The organism is Pseudomonas capsici (assembly GCF_017165765.1).
Taxonomy (GTDB): Bacteria; Pseudomonadota; Gammaproteobacteria; order Pseudomonadales; family Pseudomonadaceae; genus Aquipseudomonas; species Aquipseudomonas capsici.
In genome coordinates this window covers 214,867-239,625 of record NZ_JAFGZD010000005.1, presented here as the reverse complement: position 1 = coordinate 239,625, position 24,759 = coordinate 214,867, and the positions used below count along the sequence as shown (strand labels likewise).

At 59.3% G+C, this 24,759-nt stretch carries 21 protein-coding genes; 11 read left to right on the top strand and 10 right to left on the bottom strand.

Features of this window, described 5'->3' with window-relative positions:
• Positions 1-8: 8 nt before the first annotated feature.
• The 9 genes from bamA to rpsB form a co-directional block, all read right to left on the bottom strand.
• Positions 9-2,381, bottom strand: a complete 2,373-nt coding sequence (gene bamA / locus JSY17_RS09285) for an outer membrane protein assembly factor BamA (RefSeq protein ID WP_117164606.1) — start codon at positions 2,379-2,381, stop codon at positions 9-11.
• Between the two features lie 75 nt (positions 2,382-2,456).
• A complete protein-coding gene (gene rseP / locus JSY17_RS09280; protein WP_206400848.1) occupies positions 2,457-3,809 on the bottom strand; it encodes a sigma E protease regulator RseP in 1,353 nt (450 codons plus the stop codon).
• A 101-nt stretch (positions 3,810-3,910) separates the two neighbouring features.
• On the bottom strand, positions 3,911-5,098 hold the full coding sequence (gene ispC / locus JSY17_RS09275) for a 1-deoxy-D-xylulose-5-phosphate reductoisomerase (protein ID WP_206400847.1): 1,188 nt from the start codon (positions 5,096-5,098) through the stop codon (positions 3,911-3,913).
• Entirely contained in the window at positions 5,095-5,910 is an 816-nt protein-coding gene (locus JSY17_RS09270) for a phosphatidate cytidylyltransferase (protein ID WP_117182751.1), read from the bottom strand. Before JSY17_RS09270 ends, ispC begins: the two co-directional genes overlap by 4 nt.
• Positions 5,910-6,665 carry a polyprenyl diphosphate synthase gene (gene uppS, locus JSY17_RS09265; RefSeq protein WP_117164602.1) on the bottom strand — a complete coding sequence of 252 codons (756 nt, stop codon included), beginning with the start codon at positions 6,663-6,665 and terminating at the stop codon, positions 5,910-5,912. Before uppS ends, JSY17_RS09270 begins: the two co-directional genes overlap by 1 nt.
• 16 nt (positions 6,666-6,681) lie before the next feature.
• Positions 6,682-7,239 (bottom strand): ribosome recycling factor, encoded by a 558-nt coding sequence (gene frr / locus JSY17_RS09260; protein ID WP_117164601.1) that lies wholly within the window; start codon positions 7,237-7,239, stop codon positions 6,682-6,684.
• Positions 7,236-7,979, bottom strand: a complete 744-nt coding sequence (pyrH, locus tag JSY17_RS09255; RefSeq protein WP_025258946.1) for a UMP kinase — start codon at positions 7,977-7,979, stop codon at positions 7,236-7,238. The genes frr and pyrH overlap by 4 nt, the downstream gene beginning before the upstream one ends.
• 204 nt (positions 7,980-8,183) lie before the next feature.
• Positions 8,184-9,053, bottom strand: coding sequence for a translation elongation factor Ts (tsf, locus tag JSY17_RS09250; protein WP_117164600.1), 870 nt, complete (start codon positions 9,051-9,053; stop codon positions 8,184-8,186).
• A 191-nt stretch (positions 9,054-9,244) separates the two neighbouring features.
• Positions 9,245-9,988 carry a 30S ribosomal protein S2 gene (gene rpsB / locus JSY17_RS09245; RefSeq protein WP_117164599.1) on the bottom strand — a complete coding sequence of 248 codons (744 nt, stop codon included), beginning with the start codon at positions 9,986-9,988 and terminating at the stop codon, positions 9,245-9,247.
• Positions 9,989-10,309: 321 nt separating this feature from the next.
• On the opposite strand from rpsB, the gene map reads away from it, so the two are divergent.
• The 7 genes from map to JSY17_RS09210 all read left to right on the top strand — a co-directional run bounded on the left by map (position 10,310) and on the right by JSY17_RS09210 (position 18,368).
• Positions 10,310-11,092 (top strand): type I methionyl aminopeptidase, encoded by a 783-nt coding sequence (map, locus tag JSY17_RS09240; RefSeq protein WP_200978245.1) that lies wholly within the window; start codon positions 10,310-10,312, stop codon positions 11,090-11,092.
• 63 nt (positions 11,093-11,155) lie between these two features.
• Positions 11,156-13,855, top strand: coding sequence for a [protein-PII] uridylyltransferase (locus JSY17_RS09235; protein ID WP_117182749.1), 2,700 nt, complete (start codon positions 11,156-11,158; stop codon positions 13,853-13,855).
• Positions 13,856-13,909: 54 nt separating this feature from the next.
• Positions 13,910-15,103 carry a succinyldiaminopimelate transaminase gene (gene dapC / locus JSY17_RS09230; protein WP_122370037.1) on the top strand — a complete coding sequence of 398 codons (1,194 nt, stop codon included), beginning with the start codon at positions 13,910-13,912 and terminating at the stop codon, positions 15,101-15,103.
• A 178-nt stretch (positions 15,104-15,281) separates the two neighbouring features.
• Positions 15,282-15,629, top strand: a complete 348-nt coding sequence (locus tag JSY17_RS09225) for an ArsC family reductase (RefSeq protein WP_117182747.1) — start codon at positions 15,282-15,284, stop codon at positions 15,627-15,629.
• A 35-nt stretch (positions 15,630-15,664) separates the two neighbouring features.
• Positions 15,665-16,699 (top strand): 2,3,4,5-tetrahydropyridine-2,6-dicarboxylate N-succinyltransferase, encoded by a 1,035-nt coding sequence (dapD, locus tag JSY17_RS09220; protein ID WP_117182746.1) that lies wholly within the window; start codon positions 15,665-15,667, stop codon positions 16,697-16,699.
• A 59-nt stretch (positions 16,700-16,758) separates the two neighbouring features.
• A complete protein-coding gene (locus JSY17_RS09215; protein ID WP_206400839.1) occupies positions 16,759-17,964 on the top strand; it encodes an aminotransferase class V-fold PLP-dependent enzyme in 1,206 nt (401 codons plus the stop codon).
• Complete coding sequence (locus JSY17_RS09210) at positions 17,961-18,368, top strand: SufE family protein (RefSeq protein ID WP_117182744.1); 408 nt, start codon at positions 17,961-17,963, stop codon at positions 18,366-18,368. Before JSY17_RS09215 ends, JSY17_RS09210 begins: the two co-directional genes overlap by 4 nt.
• Here JSY17_RS09210 and tcdA read toward each other — a convergent pair.
• A complete protein-coding gene (gene tcdA, locus JSY17_RS09205; protein ID WP_206400939.1) occupies positions 18,359-19,177 on the bottom strand; it encodes a tRNA cyclic N6-threonylcarbamoyladenosine(37) synthase TcdA in 819 nt (272 codons plus the stop codon). The genes JSY17_RS09210 and tcdA overlap by 10 nt on opposite strands.
• 521 nt (positions 19,178-19,698) lie before the next feature.
• Here tcdA and dapE point away from each other — a divergent pair.
• The 4 genes from dapE (at position 19,699) to plsB (ending at position 24,758) form a co-directional block, all read left to right on the top strand.
• A complete protein-coding gene (dapE, locus tag JSY17_RS09200) occupies positions 19,699-20,850 on the top strand; it encodes a succinyl-diaminopimelate desuccinylase (RefSeq protein WP_206400837.1) in 1,152 nt (383 codons plus the stop codon).
• Positions 20,850-21,659, top strand: coding sequence for a putative RNA methyltransferase (locus JSY17_RS09195; protein WP_117182741.1), 810 nt, complete (start codon positions 20,850-20,852; stop codon positions 21,657-21,659). The genes dapE and JSY17_RS09195 overlap by 1 nt, the downstream gene beginning before the upstream one ends.
• A gap of 18 nt (positions 21,660-21,677) precedes the next feature.
• Positions 21,678-22,055 (top strand): hypothetical protein, encoded by a 378-nt coding sequence (locus JSY17_RS09190; RefSeq protein ID WP_206400833.1) that lies wholly within the window; start codon positions 21,678-21,680, stop codon positions 22,053-22,055.
• 216 nt (positions 22,056-22,271) lie between these two features.
• Entirely contained in the window at positions 22,272-24,758 is a 2,487-nt protein-coding gene (gene plsB / locus JSY17_RS09185; RefSeq protein ID WP_201015079.1) for a glycerol-3-phosphate 1-O-acyltransferase PlsB, read from the top strand.
• Position 24,759: the final 1 nt, after the last annotated feature.

The following is a 24,759-nucleotide window of genomic DNA, read 5'->3' as shown; positions in this document are numbered from 1 at the left end:
TCAGACGCTTAGAAAGTCTGACCCAGGGAGAATTGGAAAACCTGAGTTTCGGCTTCGTTGTCCGGCTTCTTGACCGGCATGGCCAGGGCGAAGCTCAGAGGACCGAGAGCGGTGATCCAGGTAACACCGACACCGACAGAACTCGCCATGCCGGAAAGGTCTATGTTGTTGCACTCGACCCGCTGACCATTGAGCGTCCTGTTGGAATCGCAATTGGAGTCGAACACGTTACCCACGTCCCAGAACACGGAAGTACGCAGAGAACGCTGATCCTTGATGAACGGCAGCGGGAACATGACCTCTACACCACCCTGAACCAGTACGTTGCCACCGAATGGCAGCGGATCCTGATCCGGGTCAGCAAGTGTACCGGGGTTGCGGCCGGAACTTGGCGTGCTGCGAGGACCCAGGGTGCTGTCCTTGAAGCCGCGAACCGAGTTGAAGCCACCGGCATAGTAGTTTTCATAGAACGGCAGACCGGAGGTCGAACCGTAGCCGTCACCATAACCCAGCTCGGTGTGCAGACGCAGGGTGTAGTTATCGGTAATCGGATGGAAATACTGTGCGCGGTAGTCCAGCTTGTAGAAGGACAGGTCGCTGCCCGGCAGAGTGGTTTCGAACACGAGGCTCTGAGAGTGACCACGGGTTGCCAGCACACCTTTGTTCAGGGTGGACTCGGACCAGCCGATGGAACCCTTGAAGTTCAGGAAGCTGTCGCCTTCCTTGTTGATGAAGTCGAAGATCTCGTCAACGGTGTAAGTACCGGTCTTGATCTTGTCCTGCTGAACGTTCAGGCCGTAGGTCAGACGCGAAGTCTCACTGATCGGATAGCCCAGGTTGATACCCGCACCCAGGCTGTCCACCGCATAGCTCGCCACGTCGACATCGAGTTCGTCGTAGTTGGTCGTACGATAGAAGGCGCTGTAGCCCAGGCTCACACCATCGGCAGTCCAGTACGGATCGACATAGCTGAAGTTGTAACGGCTCTGGTATTCGCTACGGGTCAGGCCGATGCTGACACGGTTACCCGTACCCAGGAAGTTGTTCTGGCTGATGGAACCGCCGAGAATCAGACCGGCGCTCTGTGCAAAGCCGACGCTGGCGGTAATCGAACCGGACGCCTGCTCTTCAACGGCGTAGTTGACGTCCACCTGATCATCGGTGCCCGGCACGGCAGGCGTTTCGACGTTCACTTCCTTGAAGAAGCCCAGGCGGTCCAGACGGGTTTTCGACTGGTCGATCAGATAGGTCGAAGCCCAGCCGCCTTCCATCTGACGCATTTCGCGACGCAGTACTTCGTCCGCAGACTTGGTGTTGCCACGGAAGTTGATACGGTTCACGTAAGCACGCTTGCCCGGATCGACCACAAAAGTGATGTCGACGGTATGGTCTTCGTCGTTCGGAGTCGGTACGCCGTTGACGTTGGCGAAGGTGTAGCCTTCGTTACCCAGACGACGGGTGATCAGCTCGGAAGTAGTGGTCATGACCTTGCGCGAGAACACCTGACCCGGCTGGACCAGCAGCAGGGACTTGACCTGATCTTCAGGCACTTTCAGGTCACCGCTGAGCTTGACCGACTTGACGCTGTATTTTTCGCCTTCGTTGACGTTGACCGTGATGTACACGTTCTTCTTGTCAGGCGTGATCGAAACCTGGGTCGAGGCGATATCCATGTTGATATAGCCGCGGTCCAGGTAGTAGGAACGCAGACGCTCGAGGTCGCCGGAAAGTTTTTCACGGGCGTACTTGTCGTCGTTCTTGAAGAAGGAAAGCCAGTTGGTGGTCTTGAGTTCGAACAGGTCGATCAGGTCTTCGTCAGGGAAAACCGAGTTGCCCACCACGTTGATGTGCTGGATGGCAGCAACGGTGCCTTCGTTGATATTGATCTTCAGACCCACACGGTTGCGCGGCTGAGGAATGACCTCGGCAGCAACTTCGGCAGAGTAACGGCCCTGGGCAACATACTGGCGCTGCAGCTCGTTACGCACGCCCTCGAGGGTCGCACGCTGGAAGATCTCACCCTCGGCCAGGCCGGACTGTTTCAGCCCTTTCATCAGGTCTTCGGTGGAAATCGCCTTGTTGCCTTCGATTTCGATGCTCGCAACGGAAGGACGCTCGACGACGGTAATGACAAGAACATTGCCATCACGTCCCAGCTGGATATCTTGAAAGAAACCGGTTTTGAACAACGCACGAGTCGCGTCAACCAGACGACCATCGTCCGCCTGCTCGCCCACGTTGAGCGGCAAGGCGCCAAAGACGCTACCGGCGGACACCCGCTGAAGGCCGTTGACACGGATATCGGAGATGGTGAAGGACTCGGCGTGAACTTCGGCGATCATCAGTACGGCAAGAACCGCAGTTAGCAGCAGACGTTTCATGAAGTCCTTTCTTATTCCAACTGGCAATAAACAAACTGCCGCAAAATGCGGCAGATTTCGCAACACAGCAAGGACTTACAGTCGTCCCAGATCGTTGACCAGTGCGAGCAACATGACACCCACCACCAGACTGATACCGATCTGAACTCCCCAACCTTGTACCTTTTCCGAAAGGGGGCGACCACGTGCCCACTCGATCAGATAAAACAGCAAATGCCCGCCATCAAGCACAGGGATCGGCAATAGATTCAGAACCCCCAGGCTTATGCTCAGATAAGCGAGGAAGTTCAGGAAATCGCCAATGCCCGACTGGGCTGAAGCGCCCGCCACTTTAGCAATGGTTATCGGTCCACTCAAGTTTTTTACCGAGAGCTCGCCGAACAACATTTTCCTGAGCGAATCCAGTGTCAGCACGCTCATGTTCCAGGTGCGGCTGACGCCCTCGGCCACAGCAGCCAGAGGACCATAGCTGACTTCGCGCAACATCTCGGGCGGCCAGTCGACACCCTTGACGCCAGCCCCCAGATAGCCTGTTGCAGCCTTGCCCTCGCCACGTGCCGCCAGAGTCAGCGGAACGTCGAGCTGCGCACCATCACGTTCGATACGCAGAGAAATTCTTGCATCCGGACGCTCGCGAACCCAATCGACAACCTGCTGCCACTCACTGAGCGGCTTGCCATCGACTGCCAGCAACAGATCGCCGGTTTTCAGACCTGCCGCCTGGGCAGGACCTTTCGGATCAAGCTCAGCCAATACCGGTGCCAGCGCCGGACGCCACGGACGAATACCCAGGGAACGGATCGGATCAGGCTCTTCGGCACCCTTGAGCCAGTTGTCCAGCGCCAGGGTGTGCGGGGTATCGACCGTCGAGCCCTGGTCGCGAACCTTGATGGCGATGGTGCCGCTTTCGCCGAGGCGACGGACCAGTTGCAGGTTGACGGCAGACCAGCCCGAAGTTGCCTCGCCGTCTACCGAAACGATTTCCTGGCCAGCGTGCAGACCGGCCTGCTGAGCGATACTGCCTGTCTCCACTGCACCGATGACAGGACGAACCTGCTGACTGCCCAGCATGGCCAGCGCCCAGAAAAATACAATGGCCAGCAGAAAGTTGGCCGCAGGACCGGCAATGACAATGGCAATGCGCTGATAGACCGTCTTGCGATTGAACGACTGGTCGGCCAGATGTTCAGGCACATCACCTTCACGCTCATCGAGCATCTTGACGTAGCCGCCCAGAGGAATCGCAGCCACGACGAACTCGGTCCCATGGCGATCATGCCAGCGAACCAGCGGAGTACCGAAGCCCACCGAAAAGCGGAGAACCTTGACACCACAACGCCGGGCTACCCAGAAGTGGCCGAATTCGTGAAAGGTAACCAGTACACCCAGCGCAATCAGGGTGCCAATGATCATATATAGCGCGCTCATCAACCTTCTCCGGGTGCCGGCATACCGGCAACTGTGTTTATCATCGCAGCTGCAAAAGCCTGCTCCCGATACAGCACATCGACCCTGTCATCCATGTTCAGTTATCGTCCGTTTCGTTCCAGCCAAAGCCCTGCCAGAACACGCGCTTTTGCATCGGCAGCAAAGACAGCATCGAGCTCTTCGACCGCAACGGCAGGCTCAAGATTCAGCACCTGCTCGATCATACCCGCGATTTCCAGATAACCGATACGCTTGTCGAGAAATGCGGCGACAGCCACTTCATTGGCGGCATTGAGCATGGCTGGAACACTTCCTCCTGCCTGCGCCGCCTGCCGGGCCAGACGCAGGCACGGGAAACGTTCCTCGTCGGGCTCTTCGAAATCCAGCTGGCCGATACGGAACAGATCCAGCGCAGAAACGCCGGAATCCATACGCTCCGGCCATGCCAGCGCATTGGCAATCGGGGTACGCATGTCCGGATTTCCAAGCTGCGCCAATACCGAGCCATCCACATAATCCACCATCGAATGGATGACGCTCTGGGGATGAATGACGACTTCAACCTGATCCGGGCGAGCATCGAACAGCCAGCAGGCCTCGATCAGCTCCAGCCCCTTGTTCATCATGGTGGCCGAATCCACGGATATCTTGCGCCCCATGGACCAGACCGGATGCGCGCAGGCCTGCTCGGGGGTCACGTCATGCAATTGCGCCAGAGGCGTCTTGCGAAACGGACCGCCCGATGCAGTCAGAAGAATACGCCTGACACCCACGGAACTCAGGCCGCGGGAAAAGTCCACCGGCAGGCATTGAAAGATCGCATTGTGCTCACTGTCGATAGGCAGCAATACCGCCCCGCTCTGCCGGACAGCCTGCATGAACAGGGCACCGGACATGACCAGCGCCTCCTTGTTCGCCAGCAGGACCTTCTTGCCCGCCTCGACGGCTGCCAGGGTCGGCCGCAGACCGGCCGCACCGACAATGGCGGCCATGACGGCATCGACCTGAGGGTGTGCAGCCACCTCACACAGACCGCCCTCCCCCACCAGCACCCGGGTATCGAGCCCGGCGGCAGCCAGATCGTCCTGCAACTTGCGGGCAACATCCTGGGTTGGCACCACGGCGAAGCGCGGCGTATGCGCGATGCACAACGCCAGCAACTCTTTCAGACGGGTAAAACCGGTCAGTGCGAAAACCCGATAACGGGTCGGGTGACGAGCGATGACATCCAGCGTGCTGAGACCAATCGAACCGGTAGCACCAAGGACAGTAATCTGTTGCGGTTTCACAGCACACCCCAGTCAGCAGCCCAGAGCAGCACGGCAAAAACCGGGATGGCCGCCGTCAGGCTGTCGATACGATCCAGCACGCCGCCATGACCGGGCAGCAGGTTACTGCTGTCCTTGACGCCGGCCTGACGCTTGAACATGCTTTCGGTCAGATCGCCGACCACCGAAATCAGCACGATGGCAGCCGCGCCCAGAAGAGCGACGATCAACTGCGAAACCGCCCAGCCGCGGGAAATGCCTACGCCGGCAGTGATAAGCAGAGTGACCACCAGACCACCATAGACACCTTCCCAGCTTTTACCCGGACTGACCCTGGGTGCCAGCTTGCGCTTGCCGAATGCCTTGCCGGAAAAATAGGCGCCAATGTCAGCCGCCCATACCAGCACCATGACCGCCAGAATCAATCCATTGCCCAGAGGCCATTGCTTGATAAGGATAAGTCCTTGCCAGGCAGGCAGCAGGATCAGCAGACCAATGACCAGCTTGCAGGCGGCACTCGCCCAGTAATCGCTGGAATCGGGGAATGTGAGCACCAGAAAGGTCGCCACACACCACCAGATGACTGCGGCGACCAGAACCCAGGGCGCAAGCCCCGGCACCAGATACATGAGGAACAGCAGCAAGGCGACCGCGGCGGCATAAGCCAACCGCATGCCCTGGGCCACGAGCCCCGCCAGCCTTGCCCATTCCCAGGCACCCAGCACCACGACCAGACCGATGAACAGGGCGAAGTCGGCGCCTTTGAGCAGGAAGAACCCGCACAGAGCGACCGGCAGCAGGATAAGTGCAGTGATGATCCGTTGTTTCAGCATTAAGCCCGGGCTCCAGCTTCGACCTGTTCGCTGGTTTTACCGAAGCGACGTTGGCGCGAAGCGAAATCGGCCAGCGCAGCGCGCATGGCATCGTGTTTGAAGTCCGGCCAGAACAGGTCGGAAAAGTACAGCTCGGCATAAGCCAACTGCCAGAGCAGGAAGTTACTGATGCGGTGCTCGCCACCCGTACGGATGCACAGGTCCGGCAACGGCAGATCGCCAGTTGCCAGACAGGTCTGCAACAGTTCGGGGGTGATGTCTTCAGGCTGCAGATGCCCGGCCTGAACCTCACGGGACAGACGCTGGGCAGCCTGGGCGATATCCCACTGCCCACCGTAGTTGGCAGCGATCTGCAGAACGAAACTGCTGTTGCCAGCCGTCTGCTGCTCCGCCTCACGCATGGCCGCCTGAAGTTCGGGATGGAAACGCGAGCGATCACCGATGATGCGCAGGCTGATGCCATTCTCGTTCAGACGACGGGTTTCGCGCCGCAGGGCCGTGAAGAACAACTCCATCAAGGCCCCGACCTCCTCGGCCGGACGCTGCCAGTTTTCGCTGGAGAACGCGAACAACGTCAGCACCTCGACCTTGGCCTCGGCACACACCTCAATGACCGCACGCACGGCATCGACGCCTGCCTTGTGACCAGCAACACCTGGCAGCAGACGCTTCTTGGCCCAGCGATTATTACCATCCATGATAATCGCGACATGGCGTGGCACCGAAGACGATGCGGCCGGTTTTGTCTTTTCCATGAAAGCGCCCCGAACCTTATACGGCCATGAGGTCTGCTTCTTTCTGCTTCACCGCCACTTCGATGTCCGCAACGAACTTGTCGGTCAGTTTCTGGATGTCATCAGCAGCACGACGCTCTTCGTCTTCGCTGATTTCCTTTTCCTTGACCAGATCCTTGTACTGGCTCAGCGCATCGCGACGGATGTTGCGTACGGCAACACGTGCGTCTTCGGCAGCATCACGAGCCTGCTTGGTGAAGCCTTTACGGGTTTCTTCGGTCAGAGCCGGCATGCTGATCAGCAGCAGCTCGCCCAGGTTGGTAGGGTTGAAGCCCAGGCCGGAGCTCTGGATCGCCTTGTCTACCGCGCTCAGCATGTTGCGCTCGAACGCCACGACCTGCAGGGTACGGGAGTCCTTTACAGAGATGTTGGCGACCTGCTTGATCGGGGTATCGGAGCCGTAGTAAGGCACCATGACACCTTCGAGGATATCGGGGTGCGCCTTGCCAGTACGGATGCGGCTGAATGCGTGCGCCAGCGACTCGAGGCTCTTCTGCATGCGTGTCTGGGCGTCTTTCTTGATTTCGTTGATCATTGTTGAACTTCCTCGATCAGGGTTCCTTCAGCGCCGCCATGTACGATATTCAGCAGGGCGCCGGGTTTGTTCATGTTGAAGACGCGCAACGGCATCTTGTGATCGCGACACAGGCAGATAGCCGTCAGATCCATTACACCCAGCTTGCGATCCAGCACTTCATCGTAAGACAGATGATCGAACTTCTCGGCATTCGGGTCCTTGAACGGATCTGCGGTGTAGACACCATCGACCTTGGTCGCCTTGAGGACGACATCGGCATCGATTTCGATCGCACGCAGGCAGGCAGCCGAATCCGTAGTGAAAAACGGATTACCGGTTCCGGCGGCAAAAATGACGACTTCCTTGGAGTTGAGATGGCGCATGGCCTTACGACGATCGTAATGATCGGTCACGCCCATCATCGAGATGGCAGACATCACGATAGCCGAGATATTGGCCCGCTCCAGCGCGTCACGCATTGCCAGGGCATTCATCACAGTGGCCAGCATGCCCATGTGATCGCCTGTTACCCGATCCATTCCGGCAGCACTCAGGGCTGCACCACGGAACAGGTTGCCACCACCGATAACCAGCCCGACCTGAACGCCGATACCAACCAGCTGGCCGACTTCCAGCGCCATGCGATCCAGTACCTTGGGGTCGATACCGAAATCTTCCGACCCCATCAGGGCCTCGCCGCTAAGCTTGAGTAGAATGCGTTTATAGCGAGCCTGATAACCACTGCCCTGCTGAGCCATTGCGAATCTCTCCTGCGGCGTTTTCTGAAAAAAATCTGTGCGGGCCGTTGCAGGCCTGCGCTTACTCTAGCTTGACGCTGCGAGAGCGTCTGGAGAATGCAGCCTTGACGGCCAATTCTCAAAGGGAAATTCCCTTTCTTCTTTGACAAAGAGGCCGCGCGCGTGAGCGGGCAGCCTCTTTGGGGCGACAGTTATAAAACCGTCTTACTTCTTGCTTGCAGCTACTTGAGCAGCAACTTCTTCAGCGAAGTTGTCGACTGGCTTCTCGATGCCTTCGCCCACTTTGAAGTAGGTGAAAGATACGATTTCAGCGCCAGCTTTCTTCGCCAGGGCACCCACGGTGATTTCAGGGTTCTTGACGAATGCCTGCTCTACCAGGCTGGCTTCGGCCAGGAACTTGGTGATACGACCGCTCACCATCTTCTCGACGATTTCAGCAGGCTTGCCTTTGATCTTGTCTTCGTTCAGTTGCAGGAAGACGCCCTTCTCGCGCTCGATCGCAGCGGCCGAAACTTCCGAAGGCAGCAGGAATTCAGGGTTGCTTGCAGCAGCGTGCATGGCGATGTCCTTGGCCAGCTCGGCGTCACCGCCTTTCAGAGCTACGACTACGCCGATCTTGTTGCCGTGCAGGTAAGCATTGACCACGTCGCCTTCGATGCGGGCCAGACGACGGATGTTGACGTTCTCGCCAACCTTGGCAACCAGAGCGGTACGCTCGGCTTCCTGAGCTTCGATCAGTGGAGCCACTTCGGTCAGCTTCTCGGCGAAAGCCTTCTCGATGCTGCTGTTCACGAAGTTCTTGAAGTCGTCCTGCAGAGCCAGGAAGTCGGTCTGGGAGTTGACTTCGATGATGACAGCAGCTTTGCCGTCTGCACCGACTTTAACGCCGATAGCGCCTTCAGCAGCAACGTTGCCTGCTTTCTTGGCAGCCTTGATCGCGCCGGAAGCACGCATGTCATCAATGGCTTTTTCGATGTCGCCGCCAGCCTTGGTCAAGGCCTTTTTGCAATCCATCATGCCTTCGCCGGTACGCTCGCGCAGTTCTTTGACCAACGCTGCAGTAATCTCTGCCATTTCAAAATCCTCTTGGATAGGTTTTCAACCATTCCACCCGGGGTAAACGGGCGTTCAAATTCTTGAAAAATCAGGGTGACAGCAACACATGACAAGCAGCCAACGGTCACGCCAACAAATCATTTTCGAGGGGGCAAAAAGGGGGCCTAGCCCCCTTTTCGCGTACTGAGTAAACGCTAAGCGTTTGTTACTCAGCCTTCTACAGCTGCAGCAGCTGGAGCTTCTTCGACGTATACGTCGGTGCCGCCAGCAACATTGTTGCGACCACGGATAACAGCGTCAGCCATCGAACCCATGTAAAGCTGGATAGCGCGGATTGCGTCATCGTTGCCCGGGATGATGTAGTCAACGCCTTCAGGGCTGCTGTTGGTATCGACTACGCCGATGACCGGGATGCCCAGTTTGTTGGCTTCGGTGATCGCAATGCGCTCGTGATCGACGTCGATAACGAACAGTGCGTCAGGCAGACCGCCCATGTCCTTGATACCACCCAGGCTGCGATCCAGTTTTTCCAGATCACGGGAGCGCATCAGAGCTTCTTTCTTGGTCAGCTTGGCGAAAGTACCGTCTTCGGACTGAACTTCCAGCTCACGCAGACGCTTGATGGACTGACGGATGGTCTTGAAGTTGGTCAGCATGCCGCCCAACCAGCGGTGATCGACGTACGGCGAACCGCAACGTGCTGCTTCTTCAGCAACGATCTTGCCAGCGGAACGCTTGGTGCCGACGAACAGAATCTTGTTCTTGCCCTGAGCCAGGCGCTCAACGAAAGTCAGAGCTTCGTTGAACATTGGCAGGGTTTTTTCAAGGTTGATGATGTGAATCTTGTTACGCGCGCCGAAAATGTACTTGCCCATTTTCGGATTCCAGTAACGGGTTTGGTGACCGAAGTGCACACCGGCCTTCAGCATATCGCGCATATTGACTTGGGACATGATAGTTCCTTGATAAGTCGGGTTAGGCCTCCACGTATCCCAATGACCAACCAGTGGCGATCCGCCAAAGGCACCCAGGTCATCGTGTCGACACGTGTGTGGGTTTAGGCTTCCAGGACGGACCTTGGAAAGCGGCGCATTTTATATCACAAAAGGAAAGCCAGCGAAACCCGAATCACACGCTTGTTTCTCCATCCTTTTGAAAACAGACAGATTCCCCCGCGTTTCCTTTATGGAAGGAAGCGCTAGTCATGGGCCCGGGTCTGATAGAATCGTCCCTTTTCGTACTGACCGCGCGTAATCGCGCAGAGAGAAATTCGCATGACCGTGACCCTCAAGACTCCCGAAGACATCGAAAAGATGCGCATCGCCGGTCGTCTGGCCGCCGAAGTACTGGAAATGATCACCCCCCACGTCAAGCCGGGTGTCACCACCGAAGAGCTGGACCGCATCTGCCACGACTATATAGTCAACGAGCAGCAGGCCATTCCTGCACCGCTCAACTACAAAGGCTTCCCCAAGTCGATCTGCACCTCGATCAATCACGTGGTCTGCCATGGCATTCCCGGCGAGAAGCCGCTCAAGAATGGCGACACCCTGAATATCGACATCACCGTCATCAAGGACGGTTATCACGGCGATACCAGCAAGATGTTCCACGTCGGCACGGTTCCGGTGTGGGCCGAGCGCCTGTCGAAGATCACTCAGGAATGCCTGTACAAGGCCATCGAGATCGTTCGTCCGGGCACCCGCCTGGGGGATATCGGCTCGGTGATCCAGAAGCACGCCGAAAAGAACGGCTTTTCCGTGGTTCGTGAATTCTGCGGCCACGGCATAGGCAAGGTCTTTCACGAAGAACCACAGGTACTGCATTATGGCGAGGCTGGCACCGGTCTCGAACTGCTTGAAGGCATGACCTTCACCATCGAGCCGATGATCAACCAGGGTCGCGCCGACACCAAGATTCTCGGCGACGGCTGGACCGCCATCACCAAGGATCGCAAACTCTCGGCCCAATGGGAGCACACGATTCTGGTGACCGCCGACGGCTATGAGATTTTCACCCTGCGCAGCGACGACACCATTGCTCGGACATCGGCCTGACCGACCCCGCTCGCCCGACACCAGGCCCCACAGCCAGACATAGATATAAAGGAAAGCCGTTCCATGCCGCAGGTGGATCCCGATTTGTTCGACCGCGGCCAGTTCCAGGCCGAACTGGCCTTGAAGGCAAGCCCCATCGCCGCTTTCAAGAAAGCCATCCGCAAGGCACGTGACGTGCTCGACGAGCGCTTTCGCGAAGGTCGGAATATACGTCGCCTGATCGAGGATCGGGCCTGGTTCGTGGATAACATCCTGCAGCAGGCCTGGGATCAGTTCGACTGGAGCGAAGACGCCGACATCGCCCTGCTGGCAGTGGGCGGCTACGGTCGTGGCGAACTGCATCCTTATTCGGATATCGACCTGCTGATCCTGCTGGACAGCGCCGATCACGAAGTCTTTCGCGAATCCATCGAGCGCTTCCTGACGCTGCTGTGGGACATCGGCCTTGAAGTCGGGCAAAGCGTGCGCTCTGTTGAAGAGTGCGCACAGGAAGGTCTGGCCGACCTGACGGTCATCACCAACCTGATGGAAAGCCGCACCATCGCCGGTCCCGAACACCTGCGCCAGCGGATGCTGGAAGTCACCAGCACGCAACACATGTGGCCCAGCAAGGACTTCTTCCTGGCCAAGCGCGCCGAACAGAAGACCCGGCATCACAAGTACAACGATACCGAGTACAACCTCGAGCCCAATGTCAAAGGCTCCCCCGGCGGCCTGCGGGACATCCAGACCATTCTCTGGGTTGCGCGTCGCCAGTACGGCACTCTGAACCTGCGCGCCCTGGCAGGAGAAGGCTTCCTGCTGGAAAGCGAGAACAACCTGCTGGCCTCCTCCCAGGAATTTCTCTGGAAGGTGCGCTACGCCCTGCACATGCTGGCCGGACGCTCCGAAGACCGGCTGCTGTTCGATTATCAGAGCCGCATCGCCGGCCTGCTGGGCTATCAGGACAGCGATGCGAAACTGGCCATCGAGCGCTTCATGCAGAAGTACTACCGTGTGGTCATGAGCATCGCCGAGTTGAGCGACCTGATCATCCAGCACTTCGAAGAAGTCATTCTTGCCCAGGATGACGGCAGCAGCACACAGCCCATCAACTCGCGTTTCCAGTTGCACGACGGTTATATCGAAGCCACGAAGCCGAACGTATTCAAGCGCACACCGTTCGCCATGATCGAGATTTTCGTGCTGATGGCCCAGCACCCGGAAATCAAGGGCGTGCGTGCCGACACCATTCGCCTGCTGCGCGAACACCGGCACCTGATCAACGACGAGTTCCGCAACGATATCCGCAATACCAGCCTGTTCATCGAGCTGTTCAAGTGCGAACTCGGCATCCACCGCAACCTGCGCCGAATGAACCGCTATGGAATCCTGGGTCTGTACCTGCCCGAATTCGGCCATATCGTGGGTCAGATGCAGCATGACCTGTTCCACATCTATACGGTGGACGCGCACACCCTGAACCTGATCAAGCATATGCGCAGGCTGCAATATGCCGATGTGGCCGAGAAATTCCCGCTGGCCAGCAAGCTCATGGCGCGTCTGCCCAAACCGGAACTTGCCTATCTGGCAGGCCTGTATCACGACATCGGCAAGGGACGCGGCGGCGACCATTCCGAACTGGGGGCTGTGGATGCCGAAGCCTTCGGCATACGCCACCATCTGCCGGCATGGGACACACGCCTGATCGTCTGGCTGGTCAGCAACCATCTGGTGATGTCCACCACGGCACAGCGCAAGGACCTTTCCGATCCTCAGGTCATCCATGACTTCGCGCAGTTCGTCGGCGACGAGGTGCATCTGGATTACCTCTATGTGCTGACCGTCGCCGACATCAACGCAACCAATCCGACGCTCTGGAACTCCTGGCGCGCCAGCCTGCTGCGTCAGCTGTATACCGAAACCAAGCGGGCCTTGCGCCGCGGCCTGGAAAACCCGGTCGACCGCGAAGAACAGATTCGCCGCACACAGATTGCAGCCCTGGACATTCTGGTGCGCAACGGTGTCGACCCGGACGATGTGGAACAGCTCTGGTCAGCGTTGGGAGACGATTACTTCCTGCGTCATACCGCAGGCGATGTGGCCTGGCACAGCGATGCCATCCTGCAACAGCCTGCCGATGGTGGCCCGCTGGTTTTGATCAAGGAAACCACCCAGCGAGAGTTCGAGGGCGGCACCCAGATTTTCATCTATGCGCCGGACCAGCATGATTTCTTCGCCGTGACCGTGGCCGCGATGGACCAGCTGAACCTGAACATCCATGACGCCCGCATCATTACCTCCAGCAGCCAGTTCACCCTCGACACCTATATCGTGCTGGATAACGATGGCGGCGCAATCGGAGACGATCCCGAACGAACCCGGCAAATCCGTGACGGCCTGACCGAAGCGCTGCGCACCCCGGACAACTACCCGACCATCATCAAGCGTCGTGTACCGCGCCAGCTCAAGCATTTCTCCTTTGCGCCTCAGGTGACCATCCACAACGATGCGCAACGCCCGGTAACCGTACTGGAACTGCTGGCCCCCGACCGTCCGGGACTGCTGGCACGTATCGGCAAGATTTTTCTGGAGTTCGACCTGTCCCTGCAGAACGCCAAGATCGCGACCCTGGGAGAGCGAGTGGAAGACGTGTTTTTCATCACCGACGCCAACAATCAGCCACTGTCCGATCCCCAGTTATGCAGCCGCCTGCAGGAAGCCATCGCCAAGCAATTGAATGTCAATTCAGAGCCGGACAGCAATTTGCGGATCAGTATCTAAAGAATCGACTCAACTGCGCCTTTACCGGCGCTCAGCCATTGAGAACCCAGCACCATGAACAACGCCATGCAACAGCTTCAGCCTTACCCGTTCGAGAAGCTTCGCGCCCTGCTCGGCAGCGTGACGCCCAACCCGGACAAGCGCCCCGTGGCCCTGTCCATCGGCGAGCCGAAGCATCGTTCGCCCGAGTTCGTCGCCAAGGCCCTGGCCGACAACCTCGATCAAATGGCGGTCTATCCAACGACGCTGGGTATCCCGGCCTTGCGCGAAGCCATTGCCGGCTGGTGCAACCGTCGCTTCAATGTGCCTGAAGGCTGGATCGACCCGGCGCGCAACGTACTGCCGGTCAACGGTACCCGCGAAGCGCTGTTTGCCTTCACCCAGACCGTGGTCAATCGCAGCGACGACGGCCTGGTGGTCAGCCCCAACCCGTTCTATCAGATCTACGAGGGCGCGGCATTCCTGGCTGGCGCACAGCCGCACTATCTGCCATGCCTGAGCGAAAACGGCTTCAACCCCGACTTCGATGCCGTCACCCCGGATATCTGGAAACGCTGCCAGATCCTGTTCCTGTGCTCGCCCGGCAATCCGACCGGCGCACTGATCCCGCTGCCGACCCTGAAAAAGCTGATTGCCCTGGCCGACGAATACGATTTCGTGATTGCAGCGGACGAGTGCTACAGCGAGCTGTATTTCGACGAGCAGACACCACCGCCCGGCCTGCTCACCGCCTGCGCCGAACTGGGTCGTCAGGACTTCAAGCGTTGCGTGGTCTTCCACAGCCTGTCCAAGCGCTCCAACCTGCCAGGCCTGCGTTCGGGCTTTGTGGCCGGTGACGCCGACATCCTCAAGGCTTTCCTGCTCTATCGCACCTACCACGGCTGTGCCATGCCGGTTCAAACCCAACTGGCCAGCATCGCAGCCTGGAATGACGAAGAACACGTGCGCGCCAACCGTGCGCTGTATCGCGAAAAATTCGACGCGGTCCTGGAGATTCTGGCCCCGGTGCTGGATGTGCAACGCCCGGATGGCGGCTTCTACCTGTGGCCAAATGTAGGCAAGGACGACGCCGAATTCTGCCGCGACCTGTTCGTCGACCAGCACGTAACGGTGGTGCCGGGCTCCTACCTGTCCCGCGAAGCCAATGGCGTCAACCCCGGTGCCGGTCGTGTGCGCATGGCGCTGGTCGCCCCACTGGCCGAATGCATCGAAGCCGCCGAGCGGATTCGCGACTTCATCACGCGCTGAGTGCTGCGATTCCATGACACGCAATGTGTCATGGAATCATCTCGCGTCATCGTCACAATACCCACGGCAGATATCACGGCAGCCCGGACACCGAGCGCCGGGGCGTGACATAATCGCTGGCTGAATTCCGTGAAGACAGTGGGGTATCCGGGAAACCCGGCGACCCAGAGGCAAAACAATGACTTACACTCTATACGGCATCAAAGCCTGCGACACGATGAAAAAGGCTCGTACCTGGCTCGATGAACATGCTGTGAGCTACGAGTTTCATGATTACAAGACCCTTGGCATTGACCGCGAGCACCTGACGCAGTGGTGCGATGAACACGGCTGGCAAGTGGTGCTGAACCGCGCGGGGACGACCTTTCGCAAGCTCGATGACGGCCAGAAGGCCGATCTCGATCAGGCAAAGGCGATCGAACTGATGCTCGCGCAACCGTCGATGATCAAGCGCCCGGTGCTCGATCTTGGCGGCAAGACCCTGATTGGTTTCAAACCCGACCTGTATGCAACGGCCATCGCCTGATTGAGATGGCCCTTTAATTCGCAAGAGGAATTTGCATGTCTACTACCCTGTTCAGCCTGGCCTTCGGTGTCGGCACTCAAAACCGTCAAGGCGCATGGCTGGAAGTCTTTTACGCCCAGCCGCTGATCAATCCGTCAGCCGAACTGATTGCCGCTGTCGCTCCGATCCTGGGCTACAGCGCTGGCAACCAGGCCATTGCATTCACCACAGATCAAGCCTCGAAACTGGCCGATGCAGTCAAACACGTCGATGCCGCTCAAGCCGCTCTGCTGACCCGTCTGGCAGAGAGCCACAAGCCGCTGGTCGCCACGCTGCTGGCAGAAGACGCGCCTCTGACTTCCACACCAGAGGCCTACCTCAAGCTGCATCTGCTATCACATCGCCTGGCCAAGCCGCACGGTCTGAACCTGGGCGGTATCTTCCCGCTGCTGCCAAACGTGGCGTGGACCAGCCAGGGTGCCGTGGATCTGGCCGAGCTGGCCGAGCGTCAACTCGAAGCACGCCTCAAGGGCGAGCTGCTGGAAGTCTTCTCGGTGGACAAGTTCCCGAAAATGACCGACTACGTGGTGCCGAGCGGCGTGCGTATCGCTGACAGTGCCCGTGTTCGCCTGGGTGCCTACATTGGTGAAGGCACTACCGTCATGCACGAAGGCTTCGTCAACTTCAACGGCGGCACCGAAGGCCCGGGCATGATCGAAGGTCGTGTCTCGGCGGGCGTTTTCGTCGGCAAGGGTTCCGACCTGGGCGGCGGCTGCTCGACCATGGGCACCCTGTCCGGCGGCGGCAACATCGTCATCAAGGTTGGCGAAGGCTGCCTGATCGGCGCCAACGCCGGTATCGGTATTCCGCTGGGCGACCGCAACACCGTCGAAGCGGGCCTGTACATCACGGCTGGCACCAAGGTCGCCCTGCTCGATGAAAACAACGAGTTGGTCAAAGTCGTCAAGGCTCGCGATCTGGCAGGCCAGACTGACCTGCTGTTCCGTCGCAACTCGCAGACCGGCGCTGTGGAATGCAAGACCCACAAGTCGGCCATCGAGCTGAACGAAGCACTGCACGCTCACAACTGATGACGTGTCCGGGTCCGGGGCTTCATACCCCGGGCCCGCTCCATCGAGCAGGATGAACAATGCCCCTCACTTCCCCATGGCGCGCTGACTTTCCTGCCATCGACGCCCTTCAGCGCCAGGGCCAGACCTATCTGGACAGCGCCGCAACCACGCAAAAACCTCAGGCATTGATCGATGCCCTGACCCATTACTACGCAAACGGTGCCGCCAATGTGCATCGTGCGCAGCATTTACCCGGTGCCCATGCCACCCAGGCATTCGAGGACAGCCGCAACAAGGTCGCTCACTGGCTCAATGCCCATGAATCCGGCCAGATCATTTTTACCCATGGCGCGACCTCGGCGCTCAACCTGCTGGCCTATGGTCTTGAGCAGGAGTTTGCCGTCGACGACGAGATCGTCATCAGCGCCCTGGAACACCACGCCAACCTGTTGCCCTGGCAACAACTGGCAGCGCGTCGCGACCTGAAACTGGTTGTCCTGCCACTCGACAGCAATGGGCTGATCGATCTGAATGCCGCCACCACACTGATAGGCCCGCGCACTCGCCTGCTGGCGGTCAGTCAGCTCTCCAACGTACTCGGCACCTGGCAGCCCTTGCCGCGCCTGTTCGAGCTGGCCAGGGCGCAAGGCGCATTGACCGTGGTGGATGGTGCCCAGGGTGTGGTCCATGGTCGACATGACGTGCAAGCACTGGGCTGTGATTTCTATGTATTTTCCAGCCACAAGCTCTACGGCCCGGACGGACTCGGCGTGCTGTACGCCAGCCACAGAGCCTTGCCACGCCTCAAGCACTGGCAGTACGGCGGTGAAATGGTGCTCGACGCCGATTATCAGCAGGCCAGTTTCCGCCCTGCGCCTCTGGGCTTCGAGGCCGGTACGCCGCCGATTGCCAGCGTGATCGGCCTGGGTGCGACTCTGGACTATCTGGACAGCCTGGATCACCAGGCCGTGGCCGAGCATGAAGCCCGCCTGCATCAGCGCCTGCTGGAAGGCCTGCAGCAGCGCGAAGGCATTCGCGTGCTGGGTTCACCGGATCTGGCACTGGTCAGCTTCGTAGTCGAGGGCGTGCATAACGCCGATCTGGCTCATCTGCTGACCGAACAGGGCATAGCCGTGCGCGCCGGGCATCATTGCGCGATGCCGCTGCTCAAGAGTCTGGGGCTGCAAGGCGCAATCCGCGTATCCCTTGGCCTGTATAACGATTCGGATGACCTGCTGCGCTTTTTCAGTGCTCTGGATCAGGCACTGGAGTTGCTGCGATGACGCTGACCGCCGGCGCACAGACCGCACTGGACACCTTCAGCCAGCTTCAGGGCTGGGAGCAACGCGCTCGCCTGCTGATGCAATGGGGCGACCGGTTGCCCGAACTGAACGAGCAGGAAAAGTCCGAAGAGCATCGGGTGCATGGCTGTGAAAGCAAGGTCTGGCTACTGGGCACAGTGGAGGATGGGCGCTGGCAGTTTCGTGCCGCCAGCGATGCCCGGCTGATTCGTGGCCTGGTAGCGCTGCTGCTGGAGCGGGTCAATGGCCTTTCGGAGCAGGAACTGCTGGAGGTGGATCTGCCCGACTGGTTCAATCAGCTCGGGCTGAGCCGCCAGTTGTCACCTTCACGCAGCAACGGCCTCAACGCCGTGCTGCAAAGGATGCGTCAGATCGCTCACGCCTGAGCTGGCGGCCTGGCTCGCTCGGATGGGCGGCGCGCGCCAGCCACCAGTTTGTCGATGGCCCGGGAGGCAGCGACCATGCCGAAGGTCGCCGTCACCATCATCACCGCACCGAAACCTCCGGCACAGTCGAGCTTGACGCCGTCGCCCACGAAACTCTTCTGCAGGCAAACGCCGCCATCGGGCTTGGGATAGCGCAACTGCTCGCTGGAAAACACACAGGGCACGCTGTAATGGCGGTTCGGGGTGCGGGAAAAACCGTAGTCGCGACGCAAGGTCGAGCGCACCCGGGAGGCCAGCGGATCATTGAAGGTCCGGTTCAGGTCACAGACCTGAATCTGGGTCGGATCGATCTGCCCACCTGCACCGCCTGTGGTGACGATCGAGATCTTGCGACGTTTGCACCATGCAATCAGCGCGGCCTTGGCATTGACGCTGTCGATGCAGTCGATCACGAAGTCCAGCTCTGTGGTGATGTAATCCGCCATGGTGTCGCGGGTCACGAAGTCGCTGACCGCATGTACGGTACAGTCCGGATTGATGGCTCTTATGCGCTCGGCCATGACCTCGACCTTCGGCCGCCCTACCGTGCTGTCCAGGGCATGCAACTGACGATTGCTGTTGCTGACACAGACATCGTCCATATCGAACAGGGAAATCTCACCCACGCCGCTGCGGGCCATGGCTTCCGCCGCCCACGAGCCCACGCCACCGATGCCGATCACCGCCACATGAGCCGCACGCAAGCGCTCCAGCCCCTCGATACCGTACAAGCGGGCGATGCCTGCAAAGCGTGGATCTTCTGTGCTCATGTCTGTTACCCCGAAAAACCGGCACGCATTATAGAGGTTTGCGAAGAACCCGACACCCTCTCGATCCACTGTGCCGTCACGGGCGATCGGGTCGCCATACATCGTAATGCGAGACACTCCCCGCTCCATGAAGTGATATCACAAGACAACAATAAACAGTGGCACTCATCTAACTGAAAAGACCGCCAGCATCGGCAACAGACCAGAGTTGAAACTCCATATTTGTTCCAGACGCATTTCGTTTAAAAATTCATATCCGCGTACGACTGGAAGCCGGGCACACCACACATGAAGCATTGCGTGGCGGCTATGGTGCTGCCTTTCTGCTCGCTGGCGCACTGTCTCTCGTGGCATCGCTGACAGGCGCAGTCTTCATGCGTAAAGGCACTTGAAAGACAGCGGCAATGGTCCCGGTTAAAAAGTCCGGATAGCGAACAGCGGTCATGAACGCCGTTTAACTTCGTTTTGCTTTAAGATATGCGCCTTTTCGCGCCCACAGCCTTGTTCCCGGAGTTCTGGTCATGACAGCCCCAGCCGACCTTTCGCCTACGCTTCAACTCGCCTGCGACCTGATTCGCCGTCCTTCGGTCACTCCGGTCGATGCCGATTGCCAGACCGTGATGATGCAGCGCCTGGGCGATGCAGGTTTCAAACTGGAGCCCATGCGCATCGAAGATGTCGACAATTTCTGGGCGACCCATGGCACCAGCGAAGGTCCGGTGCTGTGTTTCGCCGGCCACACCGATGTGGTGCCGACCGGTCCGGTCCAGGCCTGGCAGACCGATCCGTTCGATGCCCTGATCGATGAGCACGGCATGCTCTGCGGTCGCGGTGCCGCGGACATGAAAGGCAGTCTGGCCGCGATGGTGGTAGCGTGCGAGCGTTTCGTCAGCAATTACCCCGATCACAAGGGTTCGGTGGCATTCCTGATCACCAGCGACGAAGAAGGCCCTGCGCATCATGGCACCAAGGCGGTGGTAGAACGTCTGGCGGCCCGCAAGGAGCGTCTGGACTGGTGCATCGTCGGCGAACCCTCGAGCACCACGCTGGTGGGCGATGTGGTGAAGAACGGTCGTCGCGGCTCGCTGGGTGCCAAGCTCACCGTGCGCGGCATCCAGGGTCATGTGGCCTACCCGCATCTGGCGAAGAACCCGATCCATCTGGCGGCTCCAGCGCTGGCCGAACTGGCCGCCGAGCACTGGGACGATGGCAATGCCTTTTTCCCGCCTACCAGTTTCCAGATATCCAACCTCAATTCAGGCACGGGCGCGACCAACGTGATCCCCGGCGATCTGGTGGCGGTGTTCAACTTCCGCTTCTCGACCGAATCCACCGTCGAAGGCTTGCAACAGCGTGTCGCTGCCATCCTCGACAAGCACGATCTGGACTGGCATGTGGACTGGGCACTGTCGGGCCTGCCCTTCCTGACAGAGCCCGGCGCATTGCTGGATGCGGTTTCGGACAGCATCAGGCAAGTCACCGGACGCGAAACCAAAGCCTCCACCAGTGGCGGCACCTCGGATGGCCGCTTCATCGCCACCCTGGGTACTCAGGTGGTTGAGCTGGGCCCGGTCAACGCGACCATCCATCAGGTCAACGAGCGCATCCTGGCCAGCGATCTCGATGTTCTGACCGAGATCTACTACCAGACCATGGTCAAGTTGCTCGCCTGATGCTGACTTGCCCTATCTGCTCGGCACCGCTGGGTGCCGCCGACAATGGCGTGGTCTGCCCCGCCAATCATCGCTTCGACCGTGCGCGTCAGGGCTACCTGAACCTGTTGCCGGTGCAGCACAAGAACAGTCGTGACCCTGGCGACAATCAGGCGATGGTCGAGGCCCGGCGCAACTTCCTGAATGCCGGGCATTACGCACCGGTGGCCCGGCGTCTGGCCGAACTGGCTGCCGAACGTGCGCCGGCTCACTGGCTGGACATCGGCTGTGGCGAGGGTTACTACACCGCCCAGATCGCCGAAGCCCTGCCCGAGGCCGATGGCTATGCGCTGGATATTTCCCGCGAGGCGGTCAAGCGCGCCTGTCGCCGCAACCCGCAACTGACCTGGATGGTTGCGAGCATGGCCCGCGTGCCACTGCCGGACGCCAGTTGCCAGTTTCTGGCCAGCGTTTTCAGCCCGCTGGACTGGAAGGAAGCCAAGCGCCTGCTGACACCCGGCGGCGGGCTGATGCGTGTCGGCCCCACCAACGAACACCTGATGGAACTGCGCCAGCGACTCTATGATGAAGTTCGCGACTATGCCGACGACAAGCATCTGGCTCTGGTGCCCGAAGGCATGCAGTTACAACACAGCGAAACCTTGCGCTACACCCTGAAGCTGATCGACGGGCAGTCCCGCGCCGACCTGCTGGCCATGACACCCCACGGCTGGCGTGCCAGCGCCGAGCGCCGCACGGCAGTCATCGAGCACCCAGGCCCCTTCAAGGTCACCGTTTCCATGCGCTACGATTATTTCGTGCTGCAATAGCATTCAAGTGAGGCCCCCATGCGCCAACCCGATATCGAGATTTATCTGAAAGACGAAGACGTCGATCACAAGGACATCGCCCAATGGCTGGGGACCGCACTCGGCCCTTGCAGTGACTGGACCCGCAAAGGCCAGACCTGGAAATGCAAGGCGGGCAATGTTCCCGTGACCTGGCTGCCAAAGGCCGTCGGCAAATGGAACAGCCTTTATCTGGAAAGCGACCAGACTCCCTGGGAAGACGATATCGCCTGCGCCCGCGCCGCTTTCTCCGCCCTCAATGTAGAAGTGCGCTGCGCACCGGGGACCTGGGTCGAAGAAGAAAGCGACGATGCCGCCGACCGCTGGATTCGTATCAGCGCCGATGGCGAAGAAGAGATTACCTGGCGCACTTCGTAACCCTTTCGCGAATGAATTGGCCCCCACCCCGGCAGGAGCCAATTCATTCGCGAAAGCTTCCAGACCATACATTTTCAGCGCCTGAACAGGCTGTCACGGGCAAGCTCGTTTTCACACATCGATCAACGAAATCGGCTACTTTGCCGATCCCGGACAGATACGGCACACTGATGCCCATCGGGCGCTCGCCCCTACATCCCACTCAGCAGAAGCCGTATGACCCGTTCCCCGTTCCGTCGTCTTGTATTCGGCACTCTGCGCCGGTTGCTGTATCTCTGGGTTCGCTCGGAAACCATCAACCAGTCGTCTTTCACACTCAACCTGGATCGCAGCCGTCCGGTGTTCTATGTGCTGCAATCGCCTTCACTGAGCGATCTGGCGGTCATCGATGCCGAGTGCCGCAAGGCCGGTCTGCCACGCCCCATCCTGCCGGTATCGGTGGGCAACCTGATAGAGCCTGCCGCATTCTTTTACCTGACCCCCGAGCCTGACTGGCTGGGCCGTCATGACAAGCGCGGTGCGCCGCCAACGCTCGAGCGACTGCTTGAGGCGGTCAGCCAGAACCCGGCTGAAAATGCGCAGGTCATTCCGGTCAGCGTATTCTGGGGACAATCCCCGGACCGCGAATCCAGCGCATGGAAACTGCTGTTCGCCGACAGTTGGGCGGTAACCGGACGCCTGCGGCGCCTGATCACCATCCTGATCCTCGGTCGCAAGACCCGCGTGCAGTTTTCAAACCCCATCCAGATCCGCGATCTGGTCAACGAGAACAAGAGCCCGGAACTGACGCTGCGCATGAGCCAGCGCCTGTTGCGGGTGCGCTTTCGCAACCTGAAAAGCGCGGTCATCGGCCCCGACGTTTCCCACCGCCGCAATCTGGTCAAAGGGCTGCTGGACGAGCCCATGGTCCAACAGGCGATTGTCGAAGAAGCCGAACGCGAGAAAATCACTCACGAGAAGGCCCGGGAGCAGGCCCTGCGCTACGGCAACGAGATCGCTTCGGACTACACCTATTCAGCCATCCGCTTTCTGGAAGTGGTGCTGAGCTGGTTCTGGAACAAGATCTACGACGGGATCAAGGTCAGTCATATCGAAGGCGTGCAGGATATCGCGCCGGGCCATGAAGTGATTTATGTGCCCTGCCACCGCAGCCACATCGATTACCTTTTGCTGTCCTATCTGCTGTTCCGCAACGGCCTGACGCCACCGCACATTGCAGCAGGCATCAACCTGAACATGCCGGTGATCGGTGGACTGCTGCGTCGGGGCGGCGCGTTCTTCATGCGTCGCACTTTCAAGGGTAATCCGCTGTACACCGCCGTGTTCAACGAATACCTGCACACCCTGTTCACCAAGGGCTTTCCGGTCGAATACTTCGTCGAAGGTGGCCGCTCGCGTACCGGGCGCATGCTGCAACCCAAGACCGGCATGCTGGCCATTACCCTGCGCAGCTTCCTGCGCAACTCGCGCATGCCCATCGTGTTCGTGCCAGTGTATATCGGTTATGAACGGGTACTCGAAGGCCGCACTTATCTGGGCGAACTGCGCGGTGCCAGCAAGAAGAAAGAATCGATCTTCGATATTTTCAAGGTCATCGGAGCCCTCAAGCAGCGCTTCGGGCAGGTGTCGGTCAACTTTGGCGAGCCGATCAGGCTGGCGCAGTTCCTTGATAACGAGCAGCCAGACTGGCGCGAGCAGGAACTGGGGCCGCAGTTCCGCCCGGCCTGGCTCAATGAGACCACCAATCGCCTCGGCGAGCGTGTAGCCCGACACCTGAACGAAGCCGCAGCCGTCAACCCGATGAATCTGGTGGCCGTAGCTCTGCTCTCCACGCAACGGCTGGCACTGGACGATCAGGCCATGGAGCGGGTGCTGGACCTTTATCTGGCGCTGCTGCGCAAAGTGCCGTATTCACCGCACACGACATTGCCCGAAGGCGATGGCCGGGCACTGATCGAGCATGTCAAAGGCATGGATCTGCTGGCCGAGCAAAAGGATGCACTGGGCAGGATTCTGTATCTGAACGAACAGAATGCCGTCCTGATGACCTACTACCGCAACAACGTGCTGCATATCTTCGCCCTGCCCTCGCTGCTGGCCAGCTTCTTCCAGAGCTCGTCGCGCATGAATCGCGAACAGATCCTGCGCTACACGCGGGCCCTGTATCCATATCTGCAATCGGAGCTGTTCATTCGCTGGACGCTGGAAGAGCTGGACGAGATCGTCGACCAGTGGCTGGCTGCATTCGTCGAGCAAGGCCTGCTGCGTTTCAAGAACGATGCCTATGTCCGCCCGGAACCAAGCTCCAGGGAGTTTGTGCAACTGACGCTGTTGTCCAAGGCCATCGCCCAGACCTTGCAGCGTTTCTACATGGCCATCTCGTTGCTGCTCAACAGCGGTCAGAACACGCTGAGCGCAGAGGAGCTGGAAGACCTGTGCACGGTCATGGCCCAGAGGCTGTCGATCCTGCATGGCCTCAATGCCCCGGAGTTCTTCGACAAGAGCCTGTTCCGGCACTTCATCCAGACCTTGCTGGGCCTCGGCGTGCTGCGCAAGGACGCTGCCGGCAAGCTGAGCCATCACCCATTGCTGGGCGAACTGGCGGAAGGCGCGGCCAAACGTGTGCTGCCGGGCGATATACGTCTGTCGATCCGGCAAGTGACGTTGCACAACGAGATCGAAGAACCGCCTGCCGCAGATTGAG

What these genes read in the sequence shown, in the direction of transcription:
- bamA (WP_117164606.1), bottom strand. Translation starts at nt 2,381, where the DNA reads ATGAAACGTCTGCTGCTAACTGCGGTTCTTGCCGTACTGATGATCGCC.
- rseP (WP_206400848.1), bottom strand. Translation starts at nt 3,809, where the DNA reads ATGAGCGCGCTATATATGATCATTGGCACCCTGATTGCGCTGGGTGTA.
- JSY17_RS09270 (WP_117182751.1), bottom strand. Translation starts at nt 5,910, where the DNA reads ATGCTGAAACAACGGATCATCACTGCACTTATCCTGCTGCCGGTCGCT.
- uppS (WP_117164602.1), bottom strand. Translation starts at nt 6,665, where the DNA reads ATGGAAAAGACAAAACCGGCCGCATCGTCTTCGGTGCCACGCCATGTC.
- frr (WP_117164601.1), bottom strand. Translation starts at nt 7,239, where the DNA reads ATGATCAACGAAATCAAGAAAGACGCCCAGACACGCATGCAGAAGAGC.
- pyrH (WP_025258946.1), bottom strand. Translation starts at nt 7,979, where the DNA reads ATGGCTCAGCAGGGCAGTGGTTATCAGGCTCGCTATAAACGCATTCTA.
- tsf (WP_117164600.1), bottom strand. Translation starts at nt 9,053, where the DNA reads ATGGCAGAGATTACTGCAGCGTTGGTCAAAGAACTGCGCGAGCGTACC.
- rpsB (WP_117164599.1), bottom strand. Translation starts at nt 9,988, where the DNA reads ATGTCCCAAGTCAATATGCGCGATATGCTGAAGGCCGGTGTGCACTTC.
- map (WP_200978245.1), top strand. Translation starts at nt 10,310, where the DNA reads ATGACCGTGACCCTCAAGACTCCCGAAGACATCGAAAAGATGCGCATC.
- JSY17_RS09235 (WP_117182749.1), top strand. Translation starts at nt 11,156, where the DNA reads ATGCCGCAGGTGGATCCCGATTTGTTCGACCGCGGCCAGTTCCAGGCC.
- dapC (WP_122370037.1), top strand. Translation starts at nt 13,910, where the DNA reads ATGAACAACGCCATGCAACAGCTTCAGCCTTACCCGTTCGAGAAGCTT.
- JSY17_RS09225 (WP_117182747.1), top strand. Translation starts at nt 15,282, where the DNA reads ATGACTTACACTCTATACGGCATCAAAGCCTGCGACACGATGAAAAAG.
- dapD (WP_117182746.1), top strand. Translation starts at nt 15,665, where the DNA reads ATGTCTACTACCCTGTTCAGCCTGGCCTTCGGTGTCGGCACTCAAAAC.
- JSY17_RS09215 (WP_206400839.1), top strand. Translation starts at nt 16,759, where the DNA reads ATGCCCCTCACTTCCCCATGGCGCGCTGACTTTCCTGCCATCGACGCC.
- JSY17_RS09210 (WP_117182744.1), top strand. Translation starts at nt 17,961, where the DNA reads ATGACGCTGACCGCCGGCGCACAGACCGCACTGGACACCTTCAGCCAG.
- tcdA (WP_206400939.1), bottom strand. Translation starts at nt 19,177, where the DNA reads ATGAGCACAGAAGATCCACGCTTTGCAGGCATCGCCCGCTTGTACGGT.
- dapE (WP_206400837.1), top strand. Translation starts at nt 19,699, where the DNA reads ATGACAGCCCCAGCCGACCTTTCGCCTACGCTTCAACTCGCCTGCGAC.
- JSY17_RS09195 (WP_117182741.1), top strand. Translation starts at nt 20,850, where the DNA reads ATGCTGACTTGCCCTATCTGCTCGGCACCGCTGGGTGCCGCCGACAAT.
- JSY17_RS09190 (WP_206400833.1), top strand. Translation starts at nt 21,678, where the DNA reads ATGCGCCAACCCGATATCGAGATTTATCTGAAAGACGAAGACGTCGAT.
- plsB (WP_201015079.1), top strand. Translation starts at nt 22,272, where the DNA reads ATGACCCGTTCCCCGTTCCGTCGTCTTGTATTCGGCACTCTGCGCCGG.